The sequence below is a fragment of the Candidatus Competibacteraceae bacterium genome (assembly GCA_016713505.1).
GTDB lineage: Bacteria > Pseudomonadota > Gammaproteobacteria > Competibacterales > Competibacteraceae > Competibacter_A.
This window is the reverse complement of sequence record JADJPA010000001.1, coordinates 424,145-440,142: the sequence shown is the minus strand read 5'-3', so window position 1 is coordinate 440,142 and position 15,998 is coordinate 424,145. Positions and strand designations below refer to the sequence as shown.

13 protein-coding genes are annotated in these 15,998 nt (G+C 61.0%); 9 read left to right on the top strand and 4 right to left on the bottom strand.

Annotated features, from left to right (window positions below):
- Window positions 1–4: 4 nt before the first annotated feature.
- Together IPK09_02165 and IPK09_02160 are read left to right on the top strand one after the other, a co-directional pair.
- The gene (locus tag IPK09_02165; GenBank protein ID MBK7982419.1) at window positions 5–1,693 is read left to right on the top strand and encodes an ABC transporter permease subunit; all 1,689 of its coding nucleotides are present in this window, start codon (window positions 5–7) and stop codon (window positions 1,691–1,693) included.
- A gap of 1 nt (window position 1,694) precedes the next feature.
- Complete coding sequence (locus IPK09_02160) at window positions 1,695–2,438, top strand: ATP-binding cassette domain-containing protein (GenBank protein MBK7982418.1); 744 nt, start codon at window positions 1,695–1,697, stop codon at window positions 2,436–2,438.
- Here the strand turns inward: IPK09_02160 and mraZ are convergent.
- The gene (gene mraZ / locus IPK09_02155) at window positions 2,353–2,868 is read right to left on the bottom strand and encodes a division/cell wall cluster transcriptional repressor MraZ (GenBank protein MBK7982417.1); all 516 of its coding nucleotides are present in this window, start codon (window positions 2,866–2,868) and stop codon (window positions 2,353–2,355) included. The genes IPK09_02160 and mraZ overlap by 86 nt on opposite strands.
- Before the next feature lie 153 nt (window positions 2,869–3,021).
- Between mraZ and IPK09_02150 the strand changes: the two genes are divergently transcribed.
- The 3 genes from IPK09_02150 (at window position 3,022) to IPK09_02140 (ending at window position 6,529) form a co-directional block, all read left to right on the top strand.
- Window positions 3,022–5,487 carry a response regulator gene (locus IPK09_02150; protein MBK7982416.1) on the top strand — a complete coding sequence of 822 codons (2,466 nt, stop codon included), beginning with the start codon at window positions 3,022–3,024 and terminating at the stop codon, window positions 5,485–5,487.
- Between the two features lie 61 nt (window positions 5,488–5,548).
- Window positions 5,549–5,995: a hypothetical protein gene (locus IPK09_02145; GenBank protein MBK7982415.1), complete on the top strand. Its 447-nt coding sequence runs from the start codon at window positions 5,549–5,551 to the stop codon at window positions 5,993–5,995.
- A gap of 105 nt (window positions 5,996–6,100) precedes the next feature.
- Complete coding sequence (locus IPK09_02140; GenBank protein ID MBK7982414.1) at window positions 6,101–6,529, top strand: hypothetical protein; 429 nt, start codon at window positions 6,101–6,103, stop codon at window positions 6,527–6,529.
- Window positions 6,530–6,594: 65 nt separating this feature from the next.
- Here IPK09_02140 and IPK09_02135 read toward each other — a convergent pair whose 3' ends face one another.
- Window positions 6,595–7,383, bottom strand: a complete 789-nt coding sequence (locus IPK09_02135; protein ID MBK7982413.1) for a hypothetical protein — start codon at window positions 7,381–7,383, stop codon at window positions 6,595–6,597.
- 232 nt (window positions 7,384–7,615) lie between these two features.
- Between IPK09_02135 and IPK09_02130 the strand changes: the two genes are divergently transcribed.
- Complete coding sequence (locus IPK09_02130; GenBank protein ID MBK7982412.1) at window positions 7,616–11,281, top strand: hydantoinase B/oxoprolinase family protein; 3,666 nt, start codon at window positions 7,616–7,618, stop codon at window positions 11,279–11,281.
- Here IPK09_02130 and IPK09_02125 read toward each other — a convergent pair.
- The gene (locus tag IPK09_02125; GenBank protein ID MBK7982411.1) at window positions 11,247–12,554 is read right to left on the bottom strand and encodes an HlyC/CorC family transporter; all 1,308 of its coding nucleotides are present in this window, start codon (window positions 12,552–12,554) and stop codon (window positions 11,247–11,249) included. The genes IPK09_02130 and IPK09_02125 overlap by 35 nt on opposite strands.
- Window positions 12,555–12,661: 107 nt before the next feature.
- Window positions 12,662–13,099 carry an acyl-CoA thioesterase gene (locus tag IPK09_02120; GenBank protein ID MBK7982410.1) on the bottom strand — a complete coding sequence of 146 codons (438 nt, stop codon included), beginning with the start codon at window positions 13,097–13,099 and terminating at the stop codon, window positions 12,662–12,664.
- Between the two features lie 162 nt (window positions 13,100–13,261).
- On the opposite strand from IPK09_02120, the gene IPK09_02115 reads away from it, so the two are divergent.
- The 3 genes from IPK09_02115 to ribD all read left to right on the top strand — a co-directional run bounded on the left by IPK09_02115 (window position 13,262) and on the right by ribD (window position 15,940).
- Window positions 13,262–14,221 carry an acetoin utilization protein AcuC gene (locus tag IPK09_02115; protein MBK7982409.1) on the top strand — a complete coding sequence of 320 codons (960 nt, stop codon included), beginning with the start codon at window positions 13,262–13,264 and terminating at the stop codon, window positions 14,219–14,221.
- A 160-nt stretch (window positions 14,222–14,381) separates the two neighbouring features.
- Entirely contained in the window at window positions 14,382–14,855 is a 474-nt protein-coding gene (nrdR, locus tag IPK09_02110) for a transcriptional repressor NrdR (protein MBK7982408.1), read from the top strand.
- Window positions 14,856–14,878: 23 nt separating this feature from the next.
- Complete coding sequence (gene ribD, locus IPK09_02105) at window positions 14,879–15,940, top strand: bifunctional diaminohydroxyphosphoribosylaminopyrimidine deaminase/5-amino-6-(5-phosphoribosylamino)uracil reductase RibD (protein ID MBK7982407.1); 1,062 nt, start codon at window positions 14,879–14,881, stop codon at window positions 15,938–15,940.
- Window positions 15,941–15,998: the final 58 nt, after the last annotated feature.

The following is a 15,998-nucleotide window of genomic DNA, read 5'->3' as shown; positions in this document are numbered from 1 at the left end:
CGCGGTGAAGGGTGAGCCTTGGGGTGGAGTCTCGCTCGCCCGCGCGCCGGCGCTGACGCTGTTTTTACTACTGGTTCCTATCGGAGCCGGTTTGATCGGCACCCTGCTGCCAGCAGTCGGCTGGTTGCCGGTAGTGGGCGCCGCTGAGTTTTCCCTGCAACCCTGGCGCGCTCTGTTGGCGCAACCGGGTTTGTGGCATTCGCTGGGACTGACGCTGTGGACCGGCTTCGCCACCACCTCGCTGTCGCTGCTGCTGGCGTTGGCGCTGTTGGCGACGTGCTATCACACGGCCTGGCTGCACCGCATCCGCCGTTGGTTGGCCCCGTTGCTGGCGATCCCCCCCGCGGCGCTGGCTTTCGGACTGGCGTTCCTGATCGCCCCCAGCGGCTGGCTGGCGCGCTGGCTGGCGCCGTGGGCAACCGGCTGGGAGCGACCGCCCGATTTTGCCGGTTTCGGACCGCAAGACCGTTGGGGGTTGAGCCTGATTCTGGCGCTGACTCTCAAGGAAACGCCTTATCTACTCTTCATGGGGCTGGCCGGTCTGGCCCAATTACCGGTCGACTCCTGGTCGGCCGTGGCGCGCTCGCTCGGTTACGGCCCGGTGATGGTTTTCTTGAAGGTGATCCTGCCCTCGCTCTATCCGCTGCTGCGCTTGCCGGTGTTTGCCGCGCTGGCTTTCGCGCTGACCGTGGTCGATGTGGCGCTGATCATCGGACCCAGCACGCCGCCGACCCTGGCGGTGCAGGCGCTGCGCTGGTTCAACGACCCGGTGTTGACCTGGCGCCTGCCCGCGGCGGCGGCGGCCATTCTGCTGACGTTGCTGACGCTGGTTTCGCTGGCGACGTGGGAAGGCGCGCTCCGCAGGCTAGCACGCTACAGCCGGCCCTGGCTGGTCGGTGGCGCGCGCGGCGGCACGGGCGCTACCTCCCGCCAGACGGCGCTCGGCGGCGGCGGGCTGGCGTTGGGGCTGGCGGCTTCCAGCGTGCTGGTCATGGTGCTGTGGTCGTTCGCCCGTCGCTGGACGTTTCCGCTGGCTTGGCCCGAACAGTGGACCTTGGAAAATTGGAGCGGTCAGTTCGACAATCTGCTGGCCATGACGTGGCATACTTTGATTATCGGCGTGGCGGCGACCGGGCTGGCGCTGGTGTTGTCGGTCGCTTGCCTGGAGCATGAAGGCCACCGTCGTCCGACCTTCTCGGGCCGAAGTTTATGGTTGCTGTATCTGCCCCTGCTGGTCCCGCAAGTCGGTTTTTTGTTCGGCATTCAGGTGCTGCTGGCTTGGAGCGGCCTGGACGGCGGCTGGCCGGCGCTGGTCTGGACCCATCTGCTGTTCGTGCTGCCCTATGTGTTCCTGTCGCTGGCCGATCCCTGGCGGGCGTTCGATCCCCGTTACGAACAGACCGCGCTGGCGTTGGGAGCCAGTCACGCCCGAAGCTTCTGGCGGATCAAATTGCCGATGTTGCGCGGCCCGGTCGCGGTGGCGGCGGCGGTGGGCTTTTCGGTCAGCGTCGCGCAATATCTGCCGACGCTGTTAGCCGGCGCGGGTCGGTACGCGACCGTCACCACGGAGGCGGTCACCTTGGCGAGCGGCGGCAACCGGCGGATCATCGGCGTGTTCGCGGCGGTGCAGACGGCGCTGCCGCTGCTCGGCTTCGCCCTGGCGCTGTGGCTGGCGCGGCGGCGGGAGCCCTGAAATGAAGGCCGCCGACCCTCATATTTTAATCTTGCAGGAAGTCCGCATCAGCCTGCAAAACCGCCTTTTGTTCGCGCCCTTGAACCTGACGATCCACTCCGGCGAGGTGATCACGGTAATGGGGCCGAGCGGTTGCGGCAAATCCACCTTGCTCAACTACCTTTGCGGCACCCTGCCGCCCGCGTTTCGCGCTGAAGGCTCCGTGCGACTCAGCGGGCGCGAGTTGGTGAATCTACCGCTGGAACAACGGCGGGTCGGCATTCTGTTTCAGGACGCGCTGCTGTTTCCTCATCTGAGCGTCGCCGAGAATTTGGCGTTTGGCCTAAAAAGCGGACATTCCCGCCAGACCCGGCGTTTCCGGGTGGAAACCGCCTTGCGGGATGCGGGTTTGGAAGACTTGGGCGACCGAGATCCGGCAACCTTATCCAGCGGCCAACGCGCCCGCGCCGCGCTGATGCGCACCTTGTTGGCGGAGCCGGCTGCCCTGTTGCTGGACGAACCGTTTTCCAAGCTGGACGCCGAACTGCGGGCGCGGATGCGGACGTTCGTGTTCGAGCACGCCCGCCAGCGGCGCTTGCCTACCTTGCTGGTCACCCACGATCCCGCCGACGCCGACGCCGCTGGCGGACCGCTGGTCATGCTGGATCAAGCGCCGTCGACTAATGGCGCGAACCAGGCGGCGGCAGACCCCGAAAGTCCGGCAAGCGTTCCACGTCTCGCTCCGCGCGCCCCGCGCCCCCCATGATTTCCTCCGCCAGCCGGGCGAAGTCGGCCGGTTCGTCGGACAGCAAGTTCTCGTACAGCGTCGGATCCCAGCATTCGATGCGCTGGGCGTAAGCCAGCAGGATCACCGCATCGCGAATGCCGGCGTAATCCAACAGCCGGCGCGGCAACAGCAACCGGCCGCTGGCGTCCAGTTCCAGTTCGGTGGCGCCCCGGTGAAAATAGCGCGCGAAGTCGCGATTTTTCTTGACGAACGGATTCAAGCGGTCGAGTTCGGCGGTGACGCGCCGCCACTCGGTAAAGGGATACAGCACCAGATGCTGCTCGAAACCCCGGTTGACCACCAAGCGGCCCTCGGCTTCGACCGGAAGCTGTTTTCTCAAGGCGACCGGCAGCGCGATTCGCAGCTTGGAATCGAGCTTGCATTCAAATTCGCCGAGAAAGTTCGCCATCAAATGAATACTATAACGCGCGTGGGCCGCGCTCAATCATACCAGCAAGACTGACGGTCCGTCGCGGTTGAGCCGCTTTAGCTCGCCTCTTTACAAACGCTTTCGGAAAGCTGCTCTGAACGGCGCCTGATTTTATGCCACCACGATAACGCTATGCTCGGCACGGTAAAACAATATTTTTATGTGATGGCCGGTTTATGCCTGGTCCTGTTCGGCGCCGGTTATACCGGAGTCGTGTTATTTCTGGAGCGCTTGTCCGCCAACGCCCAGCGCGCCGAATCGGCCATGCTGACCGATCGTGAAACCCGCGAGCTGGAACGGAAATTCTGGGAAATCCGTTTTTGGGAGCAAGCCGCGCTGTCGCAACATCGCCCGGACGCCGAACAGCAGTTCACGGTCTTGCTGAACGCGGCCAAAGCCGCCATCCGCCGGTTGGACCCCAACCTGTCCGATGTGCTGCCGCAAAGTAAAATCGATGAAATTTCCGTGCTGCTGGCCGACTACGAAAAGCTGTTCAGACGGCTCATCCAGCTCAAAACCCAGCGCGCGCAAACGCTGTCGGAGCAGGATGCCACGCTGGAAACCACGATCGACACCCTGGATCAAAAATTCGACGACCTGACCGGGCGTTTGATTCATGTCCTGTCGGTGATTTCCACGCGGGCCATCGACAGCTATCAACGAGAATCCCAAGACAGCCGGATCATTCATTCTCATATCGAGCGTTCGCTGCTGGCCTTCACCTTGGTCCTGATGGCGCTGTTCGGCATCCTGCTCCATGCCATGGCCCGCAAGATCATCTGGCCGATCCGCGAGATTTCCCAAGTCGCCCGGCAAGTGCAATCCGGCCAGTTGGGCTCCCGTTTCATCTCGGGCAACACCGATGAAATCGCCCAACTCGGTTTCGTCATCAACCAGATGCTGGACACCATCCAGCAAAATAACGCCCGACTGACCACCTACCGCAACGATCTGGAAAAATTGGTCGAAGCGCGCACCGAGGAACTCCAGAACGCCAAGGAAGCGGCCGATACCGCCAACCGCGCCAAGAGCGAATTTCTGGCCAACATGAGCCACGAAATCCGCACGCCGATGAACGCGATCATCGGCATGGCCGATCTGCTGGCCGAAACCAAACTCAGCCGCGAGCAACGCAACTATCTGGAGGTGTTCAAGAACGCCGGCGAGAATTTGCTGGTCCTGATCGAAGATATTCTCGACCTGTCGAAAATCGAAGCCGACAAGCTGACGCTCGACCACGAAGTCTTCGATCTGGAAAGCTTGCTGAACAAGCAGATCGATTTGGTGGCGATGCGGGCCATGAAAAAGGGGCTTGAACTGATCTTGCGGATCGCGCCGGAGGTTCCGCTCACCCTCGAAGGCGATCCCCGTCGCTTGCAACAGATCTTGACCAACCTGATCGGCAACGCCATCAAATTCACCGAACGCGGTCAAGTGATTCTCGTAGTGGAGAACGACCCGAGTTCGTCCGTTCCGGGTCATCTGTGCTTCTCGGTGACCGATACCGGTATCGGCATCGCCTCTGAAAAACAAGAGCTTATTTTCAAAGCGTTCACTCAGGCCGACGGCTCGATCAATCGAAAATATGGCGGCACGGGCTTGGGCTTGGCCATCAGCCGGCGGCTGGTCGAGTTGATGGGTGGCAAGATCGGCCTGGAAAGCCAAGCCGGTCAAGGCAGCACGTTCTTTTTCACGGTCAAGCTCGGCACGATCTCACCGGAGCTGACCGCCAAAGCGCTCGCCGCACCCGCGCTGGCGGGTTGGACGGTGTTGGTGGTCGATGATGTCGCCATCAACCGCCTCATCGTCAGTGAGGCTCTGAGCGTGGGTGGCGCGAGCGTCGCGGAGGCGGAAACCGTCGAAACCGCCTTGGGCCAGTTGCGCGACCGGCCCATCAGCGACCGCCCCCGGCACATGCTGGTGCTCGATTCGCAACTGCCGGATTGCTCCGGGCCGAATCTGCTGGACGTTTTGGACCAGGAAGCGGGTTATTCGACCTTGCCGATCGTTCTACTGGGCAGCGGCGAACGCTGCTGTTATGAGATGGCGGAAGCGGCCAGGGGGCGAATCGTCTGTCTGATGAAGCCGATCAAGCGTCAAGTGCTATGGGATGCGGTCAATCAGCTCGTCAATTACGCCAATGGCATTCCGCGCGTCGAACCGCGCACCCGCACCCGCATCAGCGGGTTGCTGGCCGGTCAGTCGGAAGATGAAGGCTTGTCCATCCTGATGGCGGACGACGCCAAGGACAATGTCATGCTGATCCGGGCTTATCTCAAACAAACCTCGCACCGGTTGACCCTTGCCGAAGACGGCGCGGTGGCGGTCGAACTGTTCAAGCGAGGCAGCTACGATTTGATCTTGATGGACGTGCAAATGCCGGTGATGGACGGTTACACCGCCACCGGACTGATTCGCCAGTGGGAACGCGAACAGGGCTACGCGCCGGTGCCGATCATCGCCTTGACCGCCAATGCCTTGAAGGAAGACGAACAACGCAGCCTGGACGCCGGCTGCAACGGCCATCTGACCAAGCCCATCCGCAAGGGCATGTTTTTGGCGGCCATCCAGCACTACAGCCGACCGCCGCTGGCTTGAATGAATCGCCCCAGTTGCTTACCATGATTAAGCTATCGCATGTTTAATTGAATGGGGCCTCATGAATCCACCGGCTTCCAGCTCGCGCCATAAAGACATGGAACCAAGATACGCAAAGATCAACATCATTATAGGGATTATCGGCACGCTCACGGGCATTATTTCAGCTTGGGTAGCCGTCAAAACTTTTTTAAATCCTCAACCGCCCGTCGTGCCGGCCGTGACGAATACGTCGATTACCTCCAACACTTCAGTGCTTTCTAATACGGTCACCTCCAATACGTCCGTGACTGCCAATACGTCAACCACGATTAACAATTTCGAAAAACCTTCTCAAGCCAGCGCGATCCAGCCTCCTCGCAAGGCTGCGGTAAAACTGCATAATGAAGGGCAATCGCTTCACAATAAAGATAACGCTTCCACCCCTTCCATGGTCGCTGACACCGTTAATCAGTGCGCCAGTTCAAATCCGCCAATAGCCTGCCTGTTCAGGGAGAAGCATCAATGAACAGACTCCTGCTTTCCTGCATAATTCTTTTATTTTCATCCAGCTTGGCCGCAGATTGCGGCCGATTGAAGGCGGGCGATAATTATGAAAATTTAAATAACATACTTGAATTGTCTTGAAGCCAAGCGGCCTAAACCTGCTCCATTAAATCGTGAATCAATTTTCACTCCGGGTGAATATAAAAATAGTAACGACCAACGCTATCTGCTTTCCCAGAATGGGATTGTTGATAAGAATCGAGAAGTCTGGACCCTACAAAAATCAGACAATAAATTTAGAGCTTCTTGGATGACAGGCCCCTCTATCGGTCATCCTCAGATTGGCAAACTTGAAATCGCGCCAAAGCTACCTGAAGGTTTTACTTATGGCGTGATGGTTAATGATTTCTCTTACCTTTGGCATGAAGGGGGGTTGATCGCTGTGAAACCAGAGAATAATTCAATTACCGTCTGGTCATACCATAAAGGCAGTAATAGCTATCTCTATCCAGTAGATAATTTTGTATTAACCAAAATCGAAGAAACCACCAAATAAATTTTTCAACTCCTATACTTAAACAAGTTAGAAACAACGTATTGAATTAACGTAATACTTACGCTTCAAGTACCGATGCTTGGCTTTTCAAACTTCAAATTATTGAAGCAGAGTCCGCCCGAACCATGCGCTTCATTAAAGCTGATACTAACGTTATTCAGCGAACGCACATTGACGCCCTTGAATTCACTTAATGGAATCATGATTTCAACACCGCTTTTGAGTGCGTCGGCGGCTACTCGATCTTTCGACTCAATTTTGACTTCCACGCCTTGGGTATCTTTCAACCCGATCTCGAACGATTCGTCGCCGCTGCCGCCACGCACCCAGACGCTGAACGCTTCAAATTCGGACGCATCGAAATGCTTGGTCGGCGTGCTAGCCCAATGCACGCCCCATCCGCCGCTTTGCAGATTGGGAGTCAAGCCATATTGCAACCGTAATCCAGACCCCACGGCTAACAAACCAAATGCATTCCGCAAATTCGGACGCGCGCACGCGCTGTCGAATCCCGCCTTGAGCGCGCTGTTCGGGTCCGACCACATGAACTGCTTGCCGCCGCTGATCTGCGGAAAAAGTTCGGCCAGCAAACTGACTGGCGAAGACGTGGAATAAACGAATATTCCCACTCCAAAAGCCGAGGCGACAATTGATTTCAGCGAACTGAGCGCGGTCGTCGCGTCTTTCAACCATTTCAAGGCCGTCAAACCTTGATCGCACCTTTCCTTAAACGTGCGGCGTCGTGTCCGATCCTCCGCTGCCTCTCGAACCGGCAACCGGCCGCCGAGCACTCGACGCTCGCCGGCTTCTTGAGATTCATCAAGATTGATCTCGTGTCGTCGCATGGCCATCATGGTAGTCCTCCTCGCTCAACTGAAGCCTTTAAAGCAGTACGCTTTCGCAAGGGATTACAAGTCTCATGCCATGTTTTCGAAGAACTCCATGTCGATTCAAGCTGTTGAACGAACGTATTTTTATTTTATTCTTCCCTACCGAACCTATCAGACCTCGGCAATCAGAATGGTCCGATTGAGGTTCATTTCTGGCCGTTGGACCCCCAAGCCGCCGTTAACGTGAAACGTCACTGTGAATAAACCGGCCGCTCCAACGTGCGCCCGCTGGCAATTCTGGATCGACCGGGGCGGAACGTTCACCGATATCGTCGCCCGCTCTCCCGATGGCCGGTTGCTGACGCTCAAGTTGTTGTCGGACAACCCGGAACACTACCCCGACGCCGCCTTGCAAGGCATTCGCGAGCTGCTGGACATTCCCGCCAATCAACCCCTCCCGGCCGAACGGATCGCGGCGGTGAAAATGGGTACGACCGTCGCCACCAACGCGTTGCTCGAACGCAAAGGTGACCGTACCTTGCTGCTGATCACTCAGGGCTTTCGCGACGCGCTGCGGATCGGCTATCAAAACCGACCCAAACTGTTCGCCCGCCACATCGTACTGCCGGAACTGCTCTACGAGCGGGTGGCGGAAGTCCGCGAGCGGGTGTCCGCCCGAGGCGAAACCGTCGTCCCCTTCGATGCCGACAGCGCCCGTATTTCCTTGGAAGACGCTTATCAGGCCGGCGTTCGCGCCGTTGCCATCGTGTTCATGCACGGCTATCGCTACCCGCAACACGAACGACAAGCGGCGGAATTGGCCCGCGCGATCGGCTTCACTCAGGTTTCGGTCTCGCACGAGGTCAGCCCGTTGATGAAGCTGATCGGGCGCGGGGATACCACGGTGGTCGACGCCTATCTGTCACCGATCCTGCGCCGCTACGTGGATCAGATCGCCGGCGCCTTGAGCGATGCTCGACTGTCGTTCATGCAGTCCAACGGCGGTTTGGCCGATGCCGGCCATTTCCAGGGTAAGGATAGCCTTCTGTCCGGCCCGGCCGGCGGCATCGTCGGCGCGGTCCGCACCGCCTTGCAGGCCGGTTTCGACCGGATCATCACCTTCGACATGGGTGGCACTTCCACCGATGTCGCCCACTACGCCGGCGAGTACGAACGCACTTTCGAAACGCTGGTCGCCGGGGTGCGGCTGCGCGCCCCGATGCTGCACATCCACACCGTCGCGGCGGGCGGCGGTTCGATTTGCCGCTTCGATGGAACCCGGCTGCGGGTAGGGCCGGAATCGGCTGGCGCTGATCCGGGACCCGCGTGTTACCGGCGCGACGGCCCGCTGACCGTCACCGACTGCAATCTGCTGTTGGGACGCCTGCAACCGGACTTCTTTCCCCGCATGTTCGGCCCCGGTCAGGATCAACCGCTGGATCGGGATGTGGCGCTGCAACGCTTCGAAGCGCTCGCCGCCGACATTGACGCCGCCACCGGCAAGACCTATAGCCCGGCCGAATTAGCCGAGGGTTTTCTGAAAATCGCCGTCGAAAACATGGCGAACGCCATCAAGCAGATTTCGACCCAGCGCGGTTACGACGCGACCGAGTACACGCTGTGCTGTTTCGGCGGCGCGGGCGGCCAGCACGCTTGCGCGGTAGCCGACGCTCTGGGAATGCCGGCCATCTTCATTCATCCGCTGGCCGGCGTGCTGTCAGCCTACGGCATGGGCCTGGCTGATGCTCGGCTGTTGCGGCAGCAGGCGGTCGAGCAGCCGCTCGACGCTGACCTGTTACCGGCGTTGGAAAGTATTTTCAATGAGTTAGAGCAGAGCGGACGTCAGGAGATGACGGCGCGCGATGCGCTTGCGGCGCGGCTCCAAACCGTGCGCACGCTCCGCCTGCGCTACGCCGGCAGCGATACCGCCTTGACCGTCGCCGCCGATGAACTTGCTGACGCGCCTGCTCGGTTCGAGGCTGCCCACCGCCAACACTACGGTTTTGTCATGCCCGACAAAGGGCTGATCGTGGAAGCGGCGGCGGTCGAGACCATCGGCGTGAACGCCGACGCGGCTGGCGCAGCCCCGGTTCCCACAGCGCGCACCGGCCCGCTGCAACCCGCCGCCCACATTCGCCTGTACCGCACCGGACTCGATAGCGCCGCCCCGCTTTACCGGCGCGACGATCTCCGACCCGGTGACCGGGTTCCCGGCCCGGCGCTGATCGGCGAAGCCGGCTCGACCACGCTGATCGAACCCGGCTGGCAGGCCGAGGTCACGGCGCGCAACGACCTGATATTGACCCGCCAGCAGCCCCGCCCCCGTCAAAACGCCATCGGCGCGGCAGCCGATCCGATCATGCTGGAGGTGTTCAATAACCTGTTCATGGCCGTGGCCGAACAGATGGGCGTGACGCTCGCTAATACCGCGCATTCGGTCAACATCAAGGAACGGCTGGATTTTTCCTGCGCGCTGTTCGACCGGGACGGTCAGTTGATCGCCAACGCTCCGCACATCCCGGTGCATCTCGGCTCGATGGGCGAAGCGGTGCGGGCATTGATTCAGGCGCGCGGTGGCCAATTCCAACCGGGCGACGTTTACGCCAGCAACGCGCCCTACAACGGCGGCACGCACCTGCCGGACATCACCGTCATCAGTCCGGTTTTCGATGAGTCCGAGCAAGCATTATTGTTCTATGTCGCCTCGCGCGGCCATCACGCCGACATCGGCGGCACCACCCCCGGCTCGATGCCGCCGGACAGCATCAGGATCGAGCAGGAAGGCGTGCTGCTGGATAATTTTCAACTGGTCGGCGGCGGCCGGTTTCGCGAACGGGAACTACTGGAACGGCTGAACGCCGGTCCGTGGCCGGTTCGCAATCCCGGTCAGAATTTGGCCGATCTGCACGCCCAAATCGCCGCCAACGAGAAAGGCGCGCAAGAGCTGCGGCGGATGGTGGCGCACTTCGGCCTTGTCGCCGTCAACGCCTACATGGGCCACGTTCAAGACAACGCCGCCGAGCAGGTGCGCCGGGCGCTGGACCGGTTGCGGGACGGGGAATTCGCCTGCGAGATGGACAACGGCGCGGTGATTCGGGTCGCCATCACCCTAGACCGGGCGCGGCGTTCGGCCAAGATCGACTTCAGCGGCACCTCACTACAGCAAACCAGCAACTGCAATGCCCCGCGCGCGGTCTGTCTGGCGGCGGTGTTGTATGTGTTCCGCACCTTGGTGGATGATGACATTCCCCTAAACGCCGGCTGCTTGCGACCGCTGGACCTCATCATCCCGGCGGGCTCGCTGCTCGATCCACGGCCGCCAGCGGCGGTGGTGGCGGGCAACGTGGAAACCTCGCAACATATCGTCGATGCGCTCTACGGCGCGCTCGGCATCATGGCGGCGGCGCAAGGCACCATGAACAATTTCACCTTCGGCAACGACCGCCAGCAGTATTACGAAACGATCTGCGGCGGTTCCGGGGCGGGGCCGGGTTTCGATGGCGCATCGGCCGTCCAAACTCACATGACCAATTCCCGGCTGACGGACCCGGAGGTTTTGGAATGGCGCTTCCCGGTGCGGGTGGAGGAATTTCGCATCCGCGAAAACAGCGGCGGCGCGGGCTGCTGGCGCGGCGGCGATGGCGTCAGCCGGCGCATTCGCTTCCTGGAACCGATGACCGGCGCGATTCTTTCCGGTCGTCGCCGCACCGCGCCGCACGGTCTGAACGGCGGACGACCGGGCCGCATCGGCCGCAATCGCGTGGAGCGCGCTGACGGGCGGATCGAGGAATTGCCGGGAACCGCTGAGATCGCCCTGCGCTCTGGCGATGCGTTCGCGCTCGAAACGCCGGGCGGGGGCGGTTACGGCGAACCCGGCCAGCAGCTCCCTACAGCTCTTCCAGATCCTTCGGATAAACCCTGACCAGCATGATGCGGGGGCCGTTCATCTTCTTCACCACCACATCGAAGTGCTCGAATTCGATTTTCTGACCCTCATGGGGCACATCGCCCAGCTTCCACATGATCAAGCCGCCGATCGAATCGACGCTTTCATTTTCGATCTCGATACCGAGTTCGCGCTCCAATGAGAAAATGGGCAGGCTGCCCTTACCGATCAGCGTATCGTCGTCCAGCCGGGTCCAATCGTTCTGGCTCTGACGGAATTCGTCGCGGATACCGCCGACCAGCGCGCCCAGCATGTCGTCCAACGTGATGAAACCATCGGCCTTGCTGCCTTTCTGGCCGACGATGGCGAAGTGCGGCGCGCCCTTGCGAAAGCGCCGAAACAGCTCGAAAGCCGGCATGGTGGGCGCGATGTAGTGCGCCTGGCGCAGATAATCGCTGAGATTGTCGACGGGTTTGCCGTGCTGTTCGGCCAGGAATAAATCCTTCAAATGGATGATGCCCAGCACCGTTTCGCCGTCCTTGGCGAAATAGGGATAGCGGCTGTAGCGGCTGTGATAGATGGTTTCGAGGTTTTGGGCCAGCGTCCGTCCCTGATGCAATCCCACCACTTCACCGATGGGCCGCATCAGCTCCGATACTTCCAGATCGCTGAAATCCAAGGTGTGCGCCACGACTCGCAACTCGTCCCGGCTCATCCGTTCCGACGGGTTGCTGTCGCGCAGGATCAGCTTGAGTTCGTCCGCCGAATAGTGGGATTCATGGCCTTGCGCGCTATCCAGGCCGGCCAGCCGCAGCACGCCGGTGGCGCTGGCGTTCAGGAGCCAGATCGCCGGATACATGATCCAATAGAACAGATAAAGCGGAATGGCGATCCAGAGCGAAACCTGTTCCGGCCGGCGGATGGCCAGCGACTTGGGCGCTAGTTCGCCCACCACGATGTGCAGGAACGTAATGGCCGAGAAGGCGAAAATAATCGACACCGTATGGATCAGCTCCGGCGATGTGACGCTCAGCCATTCAAACAACGGCTCCAGCAACCGAGCGAAAGCCGGCTCGCCAATCCAACCCAAAGCCAGCGAAGCCAGAGTGATGCCCAACTGACAGGCGGACAGATAAGCGTCGAGGCGGCCGTGCACCATGACTGCAATCCGCCCGCGCCAGCCGTAACCCTTGGCGATGGCCTGAAGGCGAGTCTGCCGTAATTTGACCAATGCGAACTCGGCAGCCACGAAAAAACCATTCAACGCCACCAGCAGCAACGCTGCTACGACCAAGCCAATGTTTTCCAAACGCGCGCCTCGGTAAAGCGGGAATTGAAGTATAAGAACGCCAGTCCGCTCAGACCAGAGCAGTCGGGCGCGGAATTTACGCTAACGCGGGCTTTCTAGCGGTATTTTCACCAGTACTGACCGAAATCCGGCCCCCGCTCCGGCAGGGCGCGCGGCAGACCGTCGCCGTCAATGGCCACATAAACGATCACCGCCTCGGTCACCTTGGCGGTTTGCAGCGTGCCGTCGTGAGCGCGCTGGGTGAACACCTCGACCAAAACCGTGATCGAGGTCGCGCCCACCTTTTGAACGCGCGCAAAACAGCTGATCAAATCCCCTACAAAGACCGGCTTATGAAACTTCATGGAGGCGACCGCGACGGTCACCACCGGTCCCCCAGCGTATTCCAAGGCGACGATGCCGCCCGCCACGTCCATCTGAGCCATGATCCAGCCGCCGAAGATTTTGCCGCTGGGATTGGTGTCGGCCGGCATGGCCAGAATGCGGACGGTCGGTTGTCGGTCGCGCGGAAAGCGATCCTGAGTTTCCGGTTCGATGGCAGTCATGATCTCTCCTGGAAAATGCCGTACCGTCCTGTGCGTACCGAGGCGGCCGGCGGCGCAAGTGGGTTCGCGCGGATTTTGCCGGGACGGTCCCGCACACCGGCGCTGAATCCGATTATCATAGCCCATACCCAACTCGCCACACCCCTTCACGAGGCGAAGCACATGGCGCGCAGCAAAAAGGTCGCTGTCTACACCAGCGACGACATCAGCCATTACGGCTTTGAGGACCATCCTTTCAGCGAAGATCGCATCCACGCCTTCTGGGATGAAATGCACATCCGCCAACTCACCGATCAGGTGTGCATCCTGCCTCCCACGATGGCGACCGAAGACCAGCTCAGACTGTTCCATACGCCAGACTATGTGGAAAAGGTCAAACACCATTCCAAGATCGGCGAAGGCTTGCTGGATTACGGCGACACTCCGGCTTACAAAGGGGTTTACGAGGATGCGGTGAAGGTGGTCGGCTCCGTGATCGACGCCCTGCGCAAGGTGATGAACGACGAACTGCGCCGCGTTTTCCTACCCATCGCCGGCCTGCATCACAGCATGCCTAACACCGCGTCCGGCTTCTGCGTGTTCAACGATGTCGGCGTCGCCATCAAGCTGCTGCAACGAGACTACAGCCTGGAACGCATCGCTTACGTGGACATCGACGCCCACCACGGGGACGGGGTGTTTTATCCGTTTGAAAACGACCCCACCGTCATCTTCGCCGACATTCACGAAGACGGCCGCTACAACTTTCCGCAAACCGGCTTTTCCTACGAAGTCGGCAAGGGGCCGGCCAAAGGCCGCAAGCTCAACATTCCCTTGCTGCCGCTGTCGGCCGACGACGATTTTTTGATGATGTGGGACAAGACCGAAGCCTTTCTACGCCGCTGGGAACCGCAGCTCGTCTTCATGAACTGCGGGGCCGACGGCTTGGGTGGCGACCCGCTGGCCCACTTGCACTATACGGCTCGCGCGCACGGGCGCGCCGCGCGCGGCTTGTGCGAGATCGCCGAGGACTACGCCGAAGGCCGCATCATCGCCGTCGGCGGCGGCGGCTACGATTTACGGAATATCGCCAACGCTTGGACCGCCGTGATCGATGCTTTCCTGGAAGTCCCGATGCGCTGACGATCCTGCCCTCAGGCCGCGCTCGATCGGTGTTCGAGCGACCGGCAACGCCCTGAGTCGGTTTCTTGCTGGTCTGTTTCCACGCCGTGCAAGACGATAGGGTACAATGAGGTTTTTCATTACGGTTGATTTTCCCTAAGGAAAGCGCGAGGCATAGGCGATGCACTGTCCGTTTTGCGGGACGCCCGATACCCGGGTGATCGATTCGCGGTTGTCGGCGGAAGGCGATAAAGTCCGCCGCCGCCGCGAATGCCCGCGTTGCAATACCCGCTTTACCACTTACGAAGTGGCGGAGTTGCTCATGCCGCCGGTGGTGAAGCGCGACGGTCGCCGCGAGCCGTTCCTGGACGAAAAACTGCGAACCGGGCTGTTGCGCGCCCTGGAAAAACGCCCGGTCAGCGCGGAACGGATCGAGGAAACCGTGCTGCGCGTCAAGAACCGCGCCCGCGCCAGCGGCGAGCGGGAATTGAGCAGCCAGCGCATCGGTGAATGGCTCATGGCGGAACTGCGTGACCTGGATCAAGTGGCCTACGTCCGGTTTGCGTCGGTCTATTTGAGTTTCGAGGATGTCAACGCCTTTCGCGAGGAAATCGAGCGACTGCAAAAAGCGACTGACGGGGCGGATTCCGAGTAATGCTCCCCGATGATTACCGCCACATGGCGCGAGCGTTGCTGCTGGCGCGGCGCGGTCTTTACAGCACCGATCCGAACCCGAGAGTGGGCTGCGTGCTGGTCCGGGACGGCGAAATCGTCGGGGAGGGCTGGCACGAGCGCGCCGGCGAACCGCACGCGGAAGCCAATGCGCTCCAAGTCGCCGGGGAGCGCGCGCGCGGCGCGACCGCCTACGTGACCCTGGAGCCTTGCTGCCATTACGGCCGGACCCCGCCCTGCACCGATGCCTTATTGGCGGCGGGCATCACCCGTTTGGTAGCCGCGATGTCCGACCCGAACCCGCAAGTCGCCGGCAAAGGCTTGACGATTCTGCGCAATGCCGGCGTCGCCGTGGACTGTGGCGCGCTGGAGACGGAAGCGCGGGCGCTGAACCCCGGCTTCATCCAGCGCATGATCGAAGGCCGGCCGTTCGTTCGCGTCAAGCTGGCGATGAGCCTGGACGGACGGACCGCGCTAGCCTCGGGTGAAAGCCGCTGGTTGACCGATGAGGCCGCGCGCCGGGACGTGCAACGGCTGCGGGCGCGCAGTTCGGCGATTCTGACCGGCAGCGGCACGCTGCGGGTGGATGACCCCGGCCTCAACGTCCGTCTGGCGGAAGCGATACGTCAGCCGTTGCGGGTGATCCTCGATACCGCATTGCGCACGCCGCCGACCGCGAAAACCTTGCGGTTGCCGGGTTCGGTGCTGATTTTCACCGCCAGCGCCGATCCCGCCAGGCAAGCGGCCCTGCGAGCGGCGGGCGCGGACATCGCCGTTGTTCCCGCCGCTGAGGGCGGCTTGCAGTTGCACGCCATCATGGCGGAACTGGCCCGGCGCGAATGCAACGAGCTTCATGTCGAAAGCGGGCCAACTTTGGCCGGCGCGTTGTTGCAGGCGGGGTTGGTGGATGAATTAGTGATTTATCTGGCGCCGCTGCTGCTCGGTGACCGAGCGCGCGGCCTGTTTCAATTACCGGCCTTGACCCGGATGCAAGACCGATGGGAACTGGACACTGTGGAAACGCGCGCGGTGGGGCGCGATTGGCGCCTGACGCTGCGACCGCGTTAGCCACCGCTCGACCCCATGCCGCCATTGCAGTGGGCCATCACCGTCCGAACGGGATAAC

Bases quoted from the DNA above. Each gene is read 5' to 3' on its own strand.
- IPK09_02150 (MBK7982416.1), top strand. From the start codon at position 3,022: ATGCTCGGCACGGTAAAACAATATTTTTATGTGATGGCCGGTTTATGC.
- IPK09_02145 (MBK7982415.1), top strand. From the start codon at position 5,549: ATGAATCCACCGGCTTCCAGCTCGCGCCATAAAGACATGGAACCAAGA.
- IPK09_02160 (MBK7982418.1), top strand. From the start codon at position 1,695: ATGAAGGCCGCCGACCCTCATATTTTAATCTTGCAGGAAGTCCGCATC.
- IPK09_02135 (MBK7982413.1), bottom strand. From the start codon at position 7,383: ATGATGGCCATGCGACGACACGAGATCAATCTTGATGAATCTCAAGAA.
- ribD (MBK7982407.1), top strand. From the start codon at position 14,879: ATGGCGCGAGCGTTGCTGCTGGCGCGGCGCGGTCTTTACAGCACCGAT.
- mraZ (MBK7982417.1), bottom strand. From the start codon at position 2,868: ATGGCGAACTTTCTCGGCGAATTTGAATGCAAGCTCGATTCCAAGCTG.
- nrdR (MBK7982408.1), top strand. From the start codon at position 14,382: ATGCACTGTCCGTTTTGCGGGACGCCCGATACCCGGGTGATCGATTCG.
- IPK09_02115 (MBK7982409.1), top strand. From the start codon at position 13,262: ATGGCGCGCAGCAAAAAGGTCGCTGTCTACACCAGCGACGACATCAGC.
- IPK09_02120 (MBK7982410.1), bottom strand. From the start codon at position 13,099: ATGACTGCCATCGAACCGGAAACTCAGGATCGCTTTCCGCGCGACCGA.